The organism is Nocardiopsis ansamitocini, assembly GCF_030268225.1.
GTDB lineage: Bacteria > Actinomycetota > Actinomycetes > Streptosporangiales > Streptosporangiaceae > Nocardiopsis_D > Nocardiopsis_D ansamitocini.
This window is the reverse complement of sequence record NZ_BSQG01000001.1, coordinates 197,146-211,852: the sequence shown is the minus strand read 5'-3', so window position 1 is coordinate 211,852 and position 14,707 is coordinate 197,146. Positions and strand designations below refer to the sequence as shown.

Below are 14,707 nucleotides of genomic sequence, written 5' to 3'. Positions count from 1 at the left end.
GGGCAGCACGGTCACTCGCCTTCGTCGTCGAGTGGGCCCACGTGCACCGACCGCACTCCCTGTGCCTCGGCCAGTGCCACCGCGAGCTCGTTGAGCCGGGCCAGTCCGCGCACCCGCAGCTCCAGATCGATGACCGGGAAGGGGCCGTCCTCGTCCCGACGCCGGGTGCGCACCTCGTGCACCGCGTACCCCCGTTCGGTGACCAAGGCCAGTACGGCGCGCAGCGCCCCGCGGCCGTCCTCGTAGCTGACCCGCAACAGCGAAAGCGTCGGTACCGAGCGGGTGAGCAGCCTCAGGAGCGGAGGGTAGACGTAGACGACGAGGAAGTGCGCGGCCGTGACGAAGACCGCCACCAACCACAGGCCCGCCCCGCAGGCGGTCCCCACCGCGGCGGAGACCCAGATGGTCGCGGCAGTGGTCAGTCCGCGCACCGTGTCGCGGCGTACGAAGATCATCCCCGCCCCGATGAACCCGATCCCCGACACGATCTGTCCGGCGACCCGGGAGGGGTCCAGCATCACACTGCCCTCGCGCAGGACGTCGCCGAATCCGTATTTGCTCACCACCACGAACAGTGCTGCGCCGAGTCCGACGAGCGTGTGCGTGCGCAGGCCGGCGCTCTTCTGCCGGATCTGACGCTCCAGGCCGATCAGCGAGCACAGCAGCAAGGCGCTGAACAGTGCCAGGGCCTGTGGCCACCCCTGTACGCCCAGGTCGGTGAGGTTAGTCGGTGCCGCCGCTGTCATCTGCCGTCGCTCTCTTGGCCTCGGCGACCGGTCCGGGCGGAGGGAACGGGGCGATCTTCCGCTCGCTCAGTGGAGCGGCGATGTCCTCCAACGACCGGCGTGCGGCCTCGACACCGATGAGCAGTTCGACGATTCCGGCCGCGATCATCAGTCCGGCGCCCAGGTAGTAGCCGAAGGCGATGTGGCTGACCTCGCCGCTTTCCACCAGGCTGGCGAACAGCGTCGGCCCCAGGATGCCGCCCAGTGCGGTTCCCACCGCGTAGAAGAGGGCGATCGCCTGGGGCCTCGTCTCCATGGGGAAGATCTCGCTCACCGTCAGATACGCCGCGCTTGCACCGGCGGAGGCCACGAAGAACACCGCGCACCAGCAGAGGGTCAGAGTCGTTGCGGTGAGAGCCCCGTTCTGGAACAGCACACCGGTGCCCACCAGCAGCAGCCCCGACAAGATGTAGGTACTGGAGATCATGGGTTTGCGGCCCAGGCTGTCGAAGAGCGGTCCCAGCAGCACCGGTCCCAGGAAGTTGCCCAGGGCCAGCGGCACGATGAACAGTGGCGCGGTTGCCGAGGGCACGCCGAAGAACGCCGTGAGCACCAGTGCCTGGGTGAAGAACACGGCGTTGTAGAGGAACGCCTGTCCGGCGAACAGCGACAGGCCGAGGACCGTGCGTCGCGGATAGGTGTGCACGATGGTGACGGCCAACTCCCGGAGGGTGGTCGTCGTGCGCTGTTCCAGGACGAGTTCGCCTTCGGCCGGCGGCAGCGTGGGCCGGTGCGTCTCCGAGCGGATCTCCTCCTCGATGGCGCCCACCACCCGCTCGGCTTCCTCCTCGCGGCCGTGCACGACCAGCCAGCGCGGGCTCTCCGGCACCATCCTGCGCACGAACAGGATGATGAACCCCATGAGCCCGCCCAGTCCGAACAGCACCCGCCAGCCGATGTCCTCGGGAAGGACCTCGGGGTTGAGCAGCGGATAGGCCAAGGCCGCGCCGGCTGCCGCACCCAGCCAGTAGGAACCGTTGATGATCAGCGCGATACGGCCCCGCAGCCTGGCAGGAACCATCTCGTCGATGGCGGAGTTGATGGCCGCGTACTCTCCGCCGATTCCGAACCCGGTGAAGAACCGGCAGACGAGGAACCAGGTGATGTTGAAGGAGAACGCGGTGAACACCGTGGCCACCAGGTACACGCCCAGTGTCAGCAGGAAGATCTTCTTGCGGCCGTAGCGCTCGGTGAGCTGGCCGAAGAACAGCGCACCCAGGCAGGCTCCGGTCACATAGACCGACGCGGCTATTCCGACCTGGCCCTCGGTGATGCCCAGGCCGCTGCCTTCCTCCACGATCCGGGAGCCGACCGCACCGACGATGGTGACTTCCAGCCCGTCGAGGATCCAGACGCTGCCGAGCCCGATCAGGATGAGCCAGTGCCAGCGAGCCCAGGGCAACCGGTCCAGGCGGGCCGGGATACGCGTGGTGATCATGCAGGGTTACTGACCCGTACCCAAAAAAATAACCCTGGGTAATTGCCGGGGGTGCTGATCCCCCGGCAATTCGCGATCAGCAGTTCTCGCCGCGGCGGTGCCCGTCCTGACGGGAGAGGTTGAGGGCCGTCGTGACCAGCGGAAAATGGCTGAATGCCTGGGGGAAATTGCCGACCTGGCGGCCCAGGCGAGGGTCGTACTCCTCGGCGAGCAGGCCGACGTCGTTACGCAGAGCCAGGAGTCGGTCGAACAGTTCCCTGGCCTCCTTCTCGCGGCCGATCGACAGCAGGGCGTTGGCCATCCAGAAGCTGCAGGCGAGGAAGGCACCCTCGTCGCCGGGCAGTTGGTCGGCCACCCCCTCGCGGTCGGTGCGGTAGCGCAGCACGAAGCCGTCCACCATCAGGTCCTCGCGGATAGCCTCGACCGTTCCGATCACGCGGGGGTCGTCGTAGGGCAGGAAACCGACCTCGGGGATGAGCAGCAACGAGGCGTCGAGCTCGTGGCTGCCGTAGTACTGCGTGAAGGTATTGCGATTGGCGTCATAGCCGTATTCGCACACCTCGGCGTGGATGGTGTCGCGCAGCGCCTTCCAGCGCTCCAGCGGACCTTCCTTGCCGTACTCCTCGATCATTCGTACGGCGCGGTCCGCGGCCACCCAGGCCATCACCTTCGAGTGCACGAAGTGCTGGCGCGGTCCCCGCACCTCCCACAGGCCTTCGTCGGGCTCGTCCCAGCACCATTCGAGGTAGTTGACCAGGGAGCGTTGCAGCCCCCAGACGTGGTCGCCGCCGGAGCCGATCCCCGACCGCAGGGCGAGGTGGAACACGTCCATGACCTCGCCGTAGACGTCCAGCTGGTACTGGCCCACAGCTGCGTTGCCGATGCGTACCGGACTGGACCCCTCATAGCCGGGCAGCCAGTCCGCTTCCCATTCCGACAACCTGCGTTCCCCGCGCACCCCGTACATGATCTGCAGGTGCTGCGGTTCGCCGCCCACTGCCCGTACCAGCCACTCCCGCCAGGCCTGCGCCTCTTCGGTGTAGCCGCTGCGGATCAGCGCCTCCAGGGTGATCGTGGCGTCGCGCAGCCAGCAGTAACGGTAGTCCCAGTTGCGTACGCCGCCGATGTCCTCGGGCAGGGACGTGGTGGGCGCGGCGACGATCCCGCCGGTGGGGCGGTAGGTGAGCGCTTTGAGGGTGATCAACGAGCGCACCACGGCATCGCGGTACTGGCCCTCGTAGGTGCACTTGTCGACCCATTCGCGCCAGAACCGCTCGGTCTGGGAGAGCGCCTTCTCGGCGTCGAGGTGGCCCGACTCGGTCACGTGGGAGGGGTGCCAGGTCAGTACGAACGGGACCCGCTGCCCGGCACTCACCGTGAAATCGGCGTCGTGCATGAAGTTGTGGCCGTCCAGGGGGACCGGGGAGCTCAGCCACACCGAGTCGGGGCCGGCCACGGCCACGACCTCGTTGTCCACGCGATGGATCCAGGGCACCACGTTGCCGTAGTCGAAGCGCAACCGTACGGCGGTGTTCATCCGCACGGTCCCACTCACCCCTTCGACGATGCGCACCAGGTGAGGATGGCCGCCGCGAGGCGGCATGAAGTCGATGACGCGGACCGTGCCCTCGGGGGTGTCCCACTCGCTTTCCAGGATCAGTGTCTCGTGGCGGTAGCGGCGGCGGGTGGAGTTGTGCTCGCCCGATGCCGGGCGGATCCACCAGTGACCGTTCTGCTCGTCGCCCAGGAGCGCGGTGAAACAGGCAGGGGAGTCGAAATGCGGCAGGCACAGCCAGTCGATCGACCCATCGCGCCCGACCAGGGCAGCGGTCTGCATGTCGCCGATCATCGCGTAGTCCTCGATCAGTCCGGACACGCCGATCACCCCCATCAAGATCTTGAATTTCTCCGCGTGCGGGCGGAGCCGTTAAGACGGGAGCCGGACATAGGTGTGCCCTGTCGCGTGCCCCGCCGGCACTGCTCCAGGCAACGTTAGTCATGCCCGTGAGCACCTGTCACAACCCGGGCTGTCCAGAAGGTCACGTTCCTGCCACATCCCCTGCCGAGCAGGTGTTTATCGGGGATGAAACAGGATGAAAGCGAACGAAAATGCTTGTTGTGAGGTTCGTCCGTATTGGAAGCGGAAGGGGTGCCCCGGGCCGTTGGGGCCGCTGGGGGCCATGGCCGGATCAGGGGTGTACGGGGGGTTCCGGGGCCTCGTCGATCGTGAACATCGGAATGAAGAACTGCGCGAGGGGCCCGATCGCGACCACGAAGAGCACCGTGCCGACCCCTGCGGTGCCGCCGAGGAGGAAGCCCAGGATCACCACGCTCACTTCGACCACGGTGCGGGCCAGGCGCAGCGAGAGCCCCTTGGCGGCCAGACCCGTCATCAATCCGTCCCGGGGGCCGGGGCCCAGCCGTGCGCCGATGTAGAGGCCGGTGCCTACGCCGGTGACGAGGATGCCGCCGCACAGCATCATGATCCGCAGGGGGATCGACTCCGGCTCGGGAAGCCAGAGCAGCGAGAGGTCCAGGGACAGTCCGACCACAACGACGTTGCTGATCGTGCCCAGGCCGGGGCGCTGGCGCAGAGGGATCCACAGCAGGACGACGAGCATACCTATGAGGATGCTCCAGGTGCCGATCGACCAGCCGGTCTGCAAGTGCAGTCCCTGGTGCAGGACGTCCCATGGCATCCCCCCCAGATGGGCGGACACCTGGAGGGCGGCGCCCAGTCCGAAGAGAAAAAGCCCTGTGTAGAGCTGTACGAGGCGGCGGGCGCGCGGTCGGGGTAGCAGAGGGGACAAAAACACCTGGCGGGAAAGACCGGAAAGACGCGACAACTGGCGTGAGAAAGTACGCTCCGGGAGGTTTGACTGGGCCATGAAGTCGATATTGGCATCATGGGACTATGAGGGCCAGAGCCAATCGGAGGAAGTGGCACTATGGCGGTCGGTGAGCGGCGGATCAACGGACACCTATTGGCCAAGCTGATCGGCGCCAAAGCGCGCGAGCGCCCGTGTTATCTCTCCACGGCGCGGGCCATCAGCGGTCTGATCCTGGACGGGCGCATTCCCACCCGCACGAGACTGCCCGCCGAGCGCGATCTCGCGCCGGCCCTTGGCGTGAGCCGCAACACCGTCACCGCCTCCTACGCCTGGCTGCGTGAGAACGGCTACCTGGACAGTCGGCAGGGCGCGGGCAGCTGGACGATGCTCCCCGACACCGGGGGCGGGGGAGCGGCGTTTCTCGTCCCCGACTCCGAGCACATCGACCTCGGAGTGGCCGCCCCGCCCGCCATCGACGGACTCCAGCGCGCCGCCGAGCTGGCGGTACAGCAGCTCGCCGCCCACGTGGGGGGATTGGGCTACACGTCGCTGGGCCTGCCCGAGCTGCGTCACGCCGTGGCGCGACGCTACGTCGAGCGGGGGTTGCCCACCACGCCCGACCAGGTCTTCATCACCAGTGGTGCCCAACAGGGCGTGGCCCTGCTCATGGAACTGCTCGCGGACCCCGGTGACCCGGTGCTGGTCGAGTCGCCCACCTACCCCCACCCCTTGGCCGCCGCGCGGCACCGCGATGCGCGGCTGCGCACCGTGGGCGTGGGGCCGCAGGGGTGGGACCCGGACTACCTGCTCGACGCCTTCCGGCAGTGGCGGCCCCGGCTCGCCTACCTCATCCCCGACTTCCACAACCCGACCGGCGCGCTCATGGACGACGACGAGCGCGAGGCGGTGGTGGCGGAGGCCCGCCGGTCGGGGACCTCTCTCGTCGTGGACGAGACGGTCGCCGAAATGGCCATCGACTCCGGTGAGCAGCCCGCACCCATGGCCACCTACGACACCGACGGCAGGGTGTTCACCGTCGGGTCGGCCGCCAAACTGCTGTGGGGCGGCCTGCGCATCGGATGGATCCGCACCACCCCGGCGATGGTGGCGCGACTGCGTTCGCTGCGCCAGCGCTTCGACCTGTCCAGTCCGGTGGTCGAGCAGCTCATCGTCACCCACCTGCTCTCCGACATGACCAGGGTGCGCGCCGAGCGCAGCAGTCAACTGCGCCGCAACCGCGACGCCCTGGTGCGGGAGCTGCGCGAGTGGCTTCCCGACTGGCGTTTCACCGTTCCCCGGGGCGGCCTGGTGCTGTGGGTGCGGCTGCCCCAGCCGGTGGCCACCGCGCTGGCCGAGGCCGCCGGCCGCAGTGGCGTCCATCTGGCCCCGGGGCCGGTGTTCGGCACGGAGGGGACCTTGGAGCAGTACGTCCGACTGTCCTACACCCAGCCCCCGGAGGTCCTCGGCGACGCCGTCCGCCGGCTTGCCCGCGCCTATGCCGAAACCGTCGATCATCCCGCCCCGGTCGCGCGCGACCTCTACGTCTGAGCCCCGGCCTCCCCCGCGCACGGCCAATCTCGCGGAGGGGCTTGATTCCCGGCCGGTGCGCGTGGTCCGATTCATCCGACGGCTGGTGATTTGAGTCACATGCGAACACCGGGGAGTGGCATGGAGCAATCCACTGTGGTGCAGGCGCGCGCGAGCATCGAGGCCGAGATCAGCGGCCGCACCCTCGTCGACTGGTTGCGTGCAACCGCCGAGGCCGAGGCCGATTCGCCGGCCCTCTCGGACTGGATCAGCGACGAGACCGGCGGTTGTTGGAAGACCCATACCTGGGCCCAGTACCGTCAGCAGGTCCTGGAGCTGGCGGCCGCCTACGTCGCAGCGGGGGTCGGCCACGGGGACGTGGTCGGCATCATGATGCCCAACCGCAGCCAGCACCTCATCGCCGACCTCGGGGCCGTGCACGCCGGTGCGGTGCCCCTCACCATCTACGCGACCTTCGCCCCCAACCAGATCCGTCATGTCGCCGCGGATTGCGCCGCGACGGTCGTCGTCCTCGACGGCGCCGACGAGCTCGCCCGATGGGAAGGCATCTTCGACAGCCTCCCCGATCTGCGCACCGTGGTCGTCCGTGACGCCGGCGTGCTGCCGCCGCCACGGGAGAAAGGCCCTGCGTTCGTCTCCTGGGCACAGTTCACCGAACAGGGGCGCGCCGCCTATGCGGCCGACCCCTCAGCCGTCCACGCGCGGGCCGAGGCGATCACCCCCGAGGACCTGCTGACCCTGCTCTACACGTCGGGCACCACCGGTGAGCCCAAAGGCGTGGGGGAGACCCACCACCAGGCGCTGTACCAGGTCACGGCCTCCCAACGCGCCAACCGGCTCCCCTATCTCGGCGTCACCATCTCCTACCTGCCCCTCGCCCACATCGCCGAACGCGTCCTCAGCGTCTACCTGCCGATCAAGAACGCCTCCCATATCCACTTCTGCCCCGACCCCACCCAGCTCGGGATGTACCTGGGCATGGTCCGCCCGAACGGGCTGTTCGCGGTGCCCCGCGTCTGGGAGAAACTCAAGGCCGGACTCGGCAGCGCCTTGGCCGCAGCCCCCGACGAGCAGCGCGCCGTCGTCGAGGCGGCCTCCGCGGTCGCCCGCTCCTCCATCGAGGCCGGCCAGTTCGGCAGCACCCCCCAGCCCGAGCTGGCCGAGCGCTTCGCCCTGGTCGATGCCCAGGTGCTCGCCCCGATCCGCGCCCTGGTCGGGCTGGACCGCGCCACCTTCTTCGCCAGTGCGGCCGCACCCATGCCGCGCGACGTCCTGAGCTTCTTCTCCGGCCTGGGCATCACCATCCGCGACCTCTACGGAATGACCGAGAACTGCGGTGCCGTCACCACCAACCGCGGCGACGCCTACCGGTTCGGCACCGTCGGCCAGGCCATGGACGGTGTGGAGCTGCGCATCGCCGACGACGGCGAGGTCCTGGTGCGCGCACCGATGAACACCTCCGGCTACCTCAACAAGCCCGAGGCGACCGCGGAACTGCTCGACCCCGACGGCTGGCTGTACACCGGCGACATCGGCACCCTCGACGCCGACGGTTTCCTGACGATCATCGACCGCAAGAAGGAGATCATCATCACCGCGGGCGGTGAGAACATCGCTCCCGCGGAGATCGAGGGCCTCCTCAAGGAACACCCCCTGATAGGTCAGGCGCTGGCCTACGGCGACCGACGCCCCTACCCGGTGGCGCTGCTCGTCCTGGACGGCGACGCCGCTCCCGCATGGGCGGCCAGAGCCGGCCTCGACCGGACCGACGTCGCCGCCCTGGCCGGGCATCCGGCGGTCCACGCCGAAGTGGAGAAGGCCGTCGCCGATGCCAACCGCCGCCTCGCCCGGGTCCAACAGGTCAAGCGCTGGCGACTGCTCCCCGTCGAGTGGACCGCCGAGTCCGGCGAACTCACCCCGAAGATGTCCCTGAAACGCCGGGTCATCCAGGAGCGCTACGCCACCGAGATCGCCGAACTCTACGGGGACTGACCCCGCCTCGGTCTTCAGCCGGCCGGGGTGCCCCCGCGTGCGGGAGCGACCCGGCCGGCGAACCGTGCGACCTCTGCCAGCACCTCGTCGCGGTTGGTCTCGTTGAACACCTCGTGGCGGGCACCGGGAAAAACCCTGGCACTGGTGTCGGGACCGGCCAGGGACAGCACCCCCTGCAGCGTGCCCTCCAACGGCACCAGTGCGTCGGCGGAACCGTGCAGCCACAGCAACGGTATGTCGCGCACTCGGCCCGCCGCGGACGCATCGGCCAGCCCGGCACGGATGGCCTCCAGCGTGCGCCGTTTGAAGGGACCGTGCCAGACCAGTTCGTCGGCCGTGTAGTCCGCGCCCACCGACTCCTCGCGCGACAGCGTCGCCGGATCGATGGGGGCGTCGGGGATCTCTGCTGCCTCCAGCAACTCCTCGACCGCCGTCCAGCGTCCCAGTACCGGGGCACTGAGCACCAGCCCCGCCACCTGCTCCGGGTGGGTCTGGACGTACCGCGCGGCGATCAGCCCGCCCAGCGAGTGCCCCACCAGCACGAGCGGAAGCGACCGGTAGGCCGAGCGCGCCTGGGTGACCACCCGGTGCACGTCCTCCACCAGGCCGTCGATGTCCTCCACCAGTACCCGCTCGCCCGAGGAACGTCCGTGGCCGCGGTGGTCCAGCCCGTAGCAGACCGCACCCCGCGTGCACAGGAAACCGGCCGGGTAGTCGTAACGGCCCACGTGCTCGCCGTAGCCGTGCACCAGGACGACCAGCCGGTCCGGTTCCCCCTGAGCGGGCGCCCAGGCCCGCACGTGCAGCCGCTCCGCGCCCTGGGCCCCACCGGGCAGCCCCCATTCCCGCGTGCTGATCACCACGGTCGCCTCCTCCTCGTGATCCCCCGGGGCCACCCCGGGGGGACGGCACCGATTCTCCCCGCACATCGGCCCGACACGCCGCTACCACGGCCGCCACGGACCCGGCGCCGAACGGCCGATCACCATGTCTCCTAAGGTGGGAAGGGTAAAACCACGCATGCTGCCCCGCATACGCTTCGATATCTCAACCAGTTTCGTCCCGGGAGGTGACGCCGGTGCTGTCCGATTCCTACGGGAGAGTGGCCACCGATCTGAGGGTCTCCCTCACAGACCGCTGCAACCTGCGGTGTACCTACTGCATGCCTGCTGAGGGACTGGACTGGCTGCCCAAGCCCGATCTGCTCACCGACGACGAGCTCATCCGCCTGATCCGCATCGGGGTGACGATGCTGGGTATCGACGAGGTGCGCTTCACCGGTGGGGAACCGCTGCTGCGCAAGGGGCTGCCGGGCCTCGTCGCAGCCACCAGCGCCCTGGAGCCGCGCCCGCACACCGCTCTCACCACCAACGGGATCGGTCTGGCCAGGATGGCCCCGGCCCTCGCCGAGGCCGGGCTGGACCGGGTCAACGTCTCCCTGGACACCCTCAAGCCCGAGGTGTTCGAGACGCTGGCCAGGAGACGGCGCCTCCCCGACGTCCTCGACGGTCTGGCGGGGGCGGCGGAGGCCGGACTGACCCCGGTGAAGGTCAACGCCGTCCTGATGCGCGGCATCAACGACGCCGAGGCCCCCGAACTGCTCGCCTACTGTCTGGAACGCGGGTACGAGCTTCGCTTCATCGAGCAGATGCCGCTGGACGCCCAGCACGGCTGGCGGCGTGACGACATGATCACCGCGGACGAGATCCTCGCCCTGTTGGCTCCCTCCTTCGATCTCGAACCGGCCGATGCCGAGGTCCGCGGGAGCGCACCCGCAGAGGTGTTCTACGTCAACGGTGGTCCCGCTCGGGTCGGGGTCATCGGTTCGGTCACCCGTCCCTTCTGCGGGACCTGCGACCGGGTCCGCCTCACCGCCGACGGTCAGCTCCGCAACTGCCTGTTCGCCCGCGAGGAGTCGGACCTGCGCGCCCCTATGCGCGAGGGCGCCACCGACGACGAACTGGCCCGGCGATGGCGCGCGGCTGTGGCCCGCAAGCTACCCGGCCACGGCATCAACGACCCCAGCTTCCTCCAGCCGACGCGCCCGATGTCGGCCATCGGGGGATAGCGGGCCCTCGCCGCGCGTGGTTCTCCGATGTCCTCCGCGCACCGAAAACCAGTTGCCGCCCGCCCGCCCGATCTGGCTTTCTGGTGGTGGCACCGGTTCCAAGAGAGCCGGTGCCGTCATCATGAATCCTGGAAAGGGAGGTGGCCCATGCCATACACCGAGGCGCCCGGCGCGCGGGTGCCGATCCGGATGTGGGCCGACCCGCAGACGGTTGAGCAAGCGGCCATGGACCAGCTGCGCAATATCACCATGCTGCCGTGGGTGCACGGACTGGCCGTGATGCCCGACGTGCACTATGGCAAGGGCGCGACCGTCGGTTCGGTCATCGCCATGCGCGACGCGGTCTCCCCGGCAGCGGTCGGGGTGGACATCGGCTGCGGGATGACCGCCGTCAGGTCCTCGCTGCGCGCCGAGGACCTGCCCGACGACCTGGGGCGGCTGCGCGCCGCCCTGGAGAAGGCGATCCCCGTCGGTTTCCACGCGCACAAGCGCCCGGTGGACCCGCGTCGCCTCCACGGTCTCACGACCGCCGGTTGGGATGCCTTCTGGCAGCGCTTCGATTCCCTGGCCAAGGCCGTGCACGCCCGTCGGGACCGTGCCGCCAATCAGATCGGCACCCTGGGCGGAGGCAACCACTTCCTGGAGGTCTGCCTCGATGACGCGGGCGCGGTTTGGGTCGTCCTGCACTCGGGGTCGCGCAACATCGGCAAGGAACTGGCCGAACACCACATCGGCGCGGCCCAGAAGCTCGCGCACAACCAGGGCCTGCCCGACCGCGACCTGGCGGTGTTCGTCTCGGGTACGCCAGAGATGGACGCCTACCGCCGGGACCTGTTCTGGGCCCAGGACTACGCGCGCCGCAACCGCGACGTGATGATGGGGCTGGCCTGCGACGTGCTGCGCAAGGAGTTCGCGCAGGTCCGGTTCGACGAGTGGATCTCCTGCCACCACAACTACGTCGCAGAGGAGCGTTACGACGACGTGGACGTGCTCGTCACCCGAAAGGGGGCGATCCGGGCCGGGCGCGGTGACCTGGGGATCATCCCCGGTTCCATGGCCACGGGCACCTATGTGGTGCGCGGGCTGGGCAACCCGCTGGCCTTCAACTCCGCTTCGCACGGAGCCGGCCGCAGGATGAGCCGGAACAAGGCCAAGAAGATGTTCACCGAGGCCGACCTGATCAGTCAGACCGCGGGGGTGGAGTGCCGCAAGGACGCGGGGGTCATCGACGAGATCCCTGCCGCCTACAAGGACCTCGAATCCGTCCTCGAAGCCCAGACGGACCTGGTCGAGGTCGTTGCGCACTTGCGCCAGGTGATCTGCGTCAAGGGCTGATCGTCGCCATCCTGTTCGAGTCCCGGGGGCGGCCGGATCCGACCGCCCCCGCCCGGCGCAGGACTGATTGTCCACAGGGCCTCGAATCGGATCGTGCCCTGATCCGTCCCGCTGTCGGTGATGCCCGCGCGGGGCGCCGATTACCGGGTCGGCGTTTGTGCCACCACCAATTCTCACGCTCAATTCGTAGGCCTATCAGGGACTTTGCGTCCTACTCCCGATTAACCGCGTTTCATGGCAATTTGCCAGGGCAGCCGAATCGTTGAAGCCCCGGGCCACACACGATCAGGCTCGAGCTGGAATCGGGAGGCAGTAATGGACACGGGACTGATGATCGGCCTCGCCGTTTTCATCGTGCTCGCCATCATCGCGGTCGCAGCCGCGGCGGTGCTGGTGCCCAAGCAGCGAAGCCAGCAGTTGAAGAAGAAGTTCGGCCCGGAATACGACCGGGCCGTGGACCAGCACCAAGACCGCAAGGCAGCCGAGCGTGAGCTCGTCGACCGCCAGAAGCGGCACTCCGCCCTTACCCTGCGCAGTCTCAGCCCTGAGACGCGTGCCGAGTATGCGGCCGAGTGGACCCGCGTCCAAGAGCGTTTCGTCGACGATCCGGCCAGTGCCGTCACCGACGCCGACCGGCTGATGACCCGCGTGATGGCCGACCGCGGTTACCCCACCGAGGGACCCGAACAGCAGGCTGCCGACCTCTCGGTCGAGCACGCCCAGACCATCGGTCACTACCGCAGCGCCCGCGACGCCGTCGAGCGCCACCAGAAGGGTGGAGCCGACACCGAGGAGCTGCGCACCGCCATGGTCCACTACCGGACCCTTTTCGGTGAACTGCTCGAAGAGGACGTGACCAAGAACGACCACGCGGGGGGCGAGGGCCGCACGACCGTCCCCGAATCCCGCGAGGACCGGGTCCAGCGCGACGCTCCGGCCGAGTCCGCCACCCGGCGTGACACGCCGGAAACCCGCTGATCCGATCAACCCCAGCCACGAGGAGACACCGACCATGAACCCCTTTGGTGACGCCGAATCCCGCACCCGCGACAAGGGCCGCACCGACGCGGACACCACCGCCGTCCACGCGGTCCCCGCCACCGGTACCGACAACGGCGCCGACAGCACCCGCCCCACCACCGAGCGCGACGCACGCGTCGTCGACTCCAATGGGGCCGGCCGCAGCGACTCCGACGCCTCGACCCCCGCGGCCCCCGGCACGGGCGACGTTTCCGCCGCCGGCCGCACGGGTGCCGACCGCGAACGGGACGCGACCAGTACTTCCACCGGTGACAACGGCACGGCCTCGTCGGCCGCTTCGCGCACCGGCCGCACGGGCGCCGACCACACGGGTACCGACCACGCCGCGACCTCGGGAACCGGCAGTGCCTCGGACAACGGCGAGTCGGACCCGCTGCGCGTGCGCTGGCGCGAGATCCAGGGCGAGTTCGTGGACGACCCCAAGGCCAGCGTGGCCGCTGCCGACGCGCTGGTGGGCAAGACCCTGGAGCAGATCACCGCCAAGCTCACCGAGCGCAAGCGCAAGGTCGAGAGTTCCTGGCAGGAGGGCGGCGACGGTGACACCGAGCACCTGCGCCTGGCGCTTCAGGAGTACCGCAGTCTGCTGGACCACCTGATCACCGCGGCAACCGTGAAGTGACCAGTGGTGAATGCGTAGGACCGGCTCCGGCCGGAGGGGACCTCTCCCCCCTCCGGCCGGAGCCCTTTTGTGCGGCTACCCTGGTGCCCCGCGAAACGCGAAGGGGGCCGTGAGGTGCAGGAGTTCGACGCTGTCATTCTGGCCGGCGGTGCCGGGCGCCGTCTGGGAGGGGCGGACAAACCGGGGCTCGATGTCGGCGGACGCACTCTGCTCCAGCGAGTGGCCGACGCGGCCCACGACGCTCGCACCCTCATCGTGGTCGGCCCCCAGCGTGCGGCGCCGGCGGCTCACTACGTGCGCGAGCACCCGCCCGGGGCAGGCCCCCTCGCAGCTTTGCGTGTCGGGCTGGCACAGGTCGCCTCGCCCTGGTTCGCCCTCCTGGCGGCGGACATGCCGTTCTTCGACGAGTCGGCGCTCACGGCGCTGCGCGCGGCGGCTGCGTCGTCCGGGGCGGGAGCGGTTCTGGTCGACGCCGAGGAGCGTCTCCAGTGGACGGCCGGCGTCTGGCGCGCGGAAGCCCTGCGCGTGGCGCTGGCGGACTACTCGGGGCGCTCCCTGTACGGGGTGCTGGCCCCTCTCGCTCCGGAGCCGGTGCGGCTGCCCGAGGCGGCTGCCGACTGCGACACTCCCCAGGCGCTGGCTCACGCCCGGGCACGGTTGGGGACCGGCCCAGCCCGGGACGCTCGCTGACCGCCGGGGGACTCTCCCGAAGAGGCAGGGCTCAACCGGTGAACTCGTCCACGGCCACGGTCTCGCGGAGAAATCCACGCCGTTCGAGGAAGTCGCTCAGGTAGCCGAGATGCTCCTCGCAGGCCAGCCAGGTCTTGCGGCGTTCGGGTGCGTGGACCGCGGGGTTGTTCCAGATCAGGACCCAACGGGCCTCTGCGCGGCACTCTCTGCGTGAGCACTGTGTGTGCTCGGGGAGCGGGGCGGGACCTGGTTCATTGCGCATTGTTCACCTTGAGAGGTGGAAAGCCGCGGTCGATGGCAAGGAATGGTCAAGAATCCATATCTGCCAAGAAAAAAGCGACGCCGGGTGGCTACGGGGGC

The 14,707-nt window shown here is 69.1% G+C and carries 13 protein-coding genes; 7 read left to right on the top strand and 6 right to left on the bottom strand.

The annotated features are described in order from the left end of the window. Positions 1-11: 11 nt before the first annotated feature. From QSJ59_RS00960 to yczE, 4 genes are all read right to left on the bottom strand, one after another. Positions 12-746 (bottom strand): MgtC/SapB family protein, encoded by a 735-nt coding sequence (locus QSJ59_RS00960; RefSeq protein WP_285756722.1) that lies wholly within the window; start codon positions 744-746, stop codon positions 12-14. Beyond that, a complete protein-coding gene (locus QSJ59_RS00955) occupies positions 724-2,223 on the bottom strand; it encodes an MFS transporter (RefSeq protein ID WP_285756721.1) in 1,500 nt (499 codons plus the stop codon). The genes QSJ59_RS00960 and QSJ59_RS00955 overlap by 23 nt, the downstream gene beginning before the upstream one ends. Positions 2,224-2,299: 76 nt before the next feature. Then, positions 2,300-4,114 carry a glycoside hydrolase family 15 protein gene (locus tag QSJ59_RS00950; protein WP_285757834.1) on the bottom strand — a complete coding sequence of 605 codons (1,815 nt, stop codon included), beginning with the start codon at positions 4,112-4,114 and terminating at the stop codon, positions 2,300-2,302. A 298-nt stretch (positions 4,115-4,412) separates the two neighbouring features. After that, positions 4,413-5,111: a membrane protein YczE gene (gene yczE, locus QSJ59_RS00945; protein WP_285756720.1), complete on the bottom strand. Its 699-nt coding sequence runs from the start codon at positions 5,109-5,111 to the stop codon at positions 4,413-4,415. 60 nt (positions 5,112-5,171) lie between these two features. Here yczE and yczR point away from each other — a divergent pair, with 60 nt between their 5' ends. Both yczR and QSJ59_RS00935 read left to right on the top strand, forming a co-directional pair. After that, the gene (gene yczR, locus QSJ59_RS00940; protein ID WP_285756719.1) at positions 5,172-6,602 is read left to right on the top strand and encodes a MocR-like transcription factor YczR; all 1,431 of its coding nucleotides are present in this window, start codon (positions 5,172-5,174) and stop codon (positions 6,600-6,602) included. A 120-nt stretch (positions 6,603-6,722) separates the two neighbouring features. Next, a complete protein-coding gene (locus tag QSJ59_RS00935) occupies positions 6,723-8,594 on the top strand; it encodes an AMP-dependent synthetase/ligase (RefSeq protein WP_285756718.1) in 1,872 nt (623 codons plus the stop codon). 14 nt (positions 8,595-8,608) lie between these two features. Here the strand turns inward: QSJ59_RS00935 and QSJ59_RS00930 are convergent, their stop codons facing one another. Further along, positions 8,609-9,454: an alpha/beta hydrolase gene (locus QSJ59_RS00930; RefSeq protein WP_285757833.1), complete on the bottom strand. Its 846-nt coding sequence runs from the start codon at positions 9,452-9,454 to the stop codon at positions 8,609-8,611. Positions 9,455-9,672: 218 nt separating this feature from the next. On the opposite strand from QSJ59_RS00930, the gene moaA reads away from it, so the two are divergent. The 5 genes from moaA (at position 9,673) to mobA (ending at position 14,347) form a co-directional block, all read left to right on the top strand. Then, complete coding sequence (moaA, locus tag QSJ59_RS00925; protein WP_285756717.1) at positions 9,673-10,662, top strand: GTP 3',8-cyclase MoaA; 990 nt, start codon at positions 9,673-9,675, stop codon at positions 10,660-10,662. 147 nt (positions 10,663-10,809) lie between these two features. Further along, positions 10,810-11,997, top strand: coding sequence for an RtcB family protein (locus QSJ59_RS00920; RefSeq protein ID WP_285756716.1), 1,188 nt, complete (start codon positions 10,810-10,812; stop codon positions 11,995-11,997). A gap of 315 nt (positions 11,998-12,312) precedes the next feature. Next, a complete protein-coding gene (locus QSJ59_RS00915) occupies positions 12,313-12,975 on the top strand; it encodes a hypothetical protein (RefSeq protein ID WP_285756715.1) in 663 nt (220 codons plus the stop codon). A 34-nt stretch (positions 12,976-13,009) separates the two neighbouring features. After that, entirely contained in the window at positions 13,010-13,657 is a 648-nt protein-coding gene (locus QSJ59_RS00910; RefSeq protein WP_285756714.1) for a hypothetical protein, read from the top strand. 114 nt (positions 13,658-13,771) lie between these two features. Then, entirely contained in the window at positions 13,772-14,347 is a 576-nt protein-coding gene (gene mobA / locus QSJ59_RS00905) for a molybdenum cofactor guanylyltransferase (RefSeq protein ID WP_285756713.1), read from the top strand. Between the two features lie 31 nt (positions 14,348-14,378). Here the strand turns inward: mobA and QSJ59_RS00900 are convergent, their stop codons facing one another. Continuing rightward, on the bottom strand, positions 14,379-14,609 hold the full coding sequence (locus QSJ59_RS00900; protein WP_285756712.1) for a hypothetical protein: 231 nt from the start codon (positions 14,607-14,609) through the stop codon (positions 14,379-14,381). Between the last annotated feature and the right edge of the window lie 98 nt (positions 14,610-14,707).

Excerpts from the sequence above, each read along its gene's own strand:
- QSJ59_RS00960 (WP_285756722.1), bottom strand. The coding sequence starts at position 746 with ATGACAGCGGCGGCACCGACTAACCTCACCGACCTGGGCGTACAGGGG.
- QSJ59_RS00955 (WP_285756721.1), bottom strand. The coding sequence starts at position 2,223 with ATGATCACCACGCGTATCCCGGCCCGCCTGGACCGGTTGCCCTGGGCT.
- QSJ59_RS00950 (WP_285757834.1), bottom strand. The coding sequence starts at position 4,114 with ATGGGGGTGATCGGCGTGTCCGGACTGATCGAGGACTACGCGATGATC.
- yczE (WP_285756720.1), bottom strand. The coding sequence starts at position 5,111 with ATGGCCCAGTCAAACCTCCCGGAGCGTACTTTCTCACGCCAGTTGTCG.
- yczR (WP_285756719.1), top strand. The coding sequence starts at position 5,172 with ATGGCGGTCGGTGAGCGGCGGATCAACGGACACCTATTGGCCAAGCTG.
- QSJ59_RS00935 (WP_285756718.1), top strand. The coding sequence starts at position 6,723 with ATGGAGCAATCCACTGTGGTGCAGGCGCGCGCGAGCATCGAGGCCGAG.
- QSJ59_RS00920 (WP_285756716.1), top strand. The coding sequence starts at position 10,810 with ATGCCATACACCGAGGCGCCCGGCGCGCGGGTGCCGATCCGGATGTGG.
- QSJ59_RS00915 (WP_285756715.1), top strand. The coding sequence starts at position 12,313 with ATGGACACGGGACTGATGATCGGCCTCGCCGTTTTCATCGTGCTCGCC.
- QSJ59_RS00910 (WP_285756714.1), top strand. The coding sequence starts at position 13,010 with ATGAACCCCTTTGGTGACGCCGAATCCCGCACCCGCGACAAGGGCCGC.
- QSJ59_RS00900 (WP_285756712.1), bottom strand. The coding sequence starts at position 14,609 with ATGCGCAATGAACCAGGTCCCGCCCCGCTCCCCGAGCACACACAGTGC.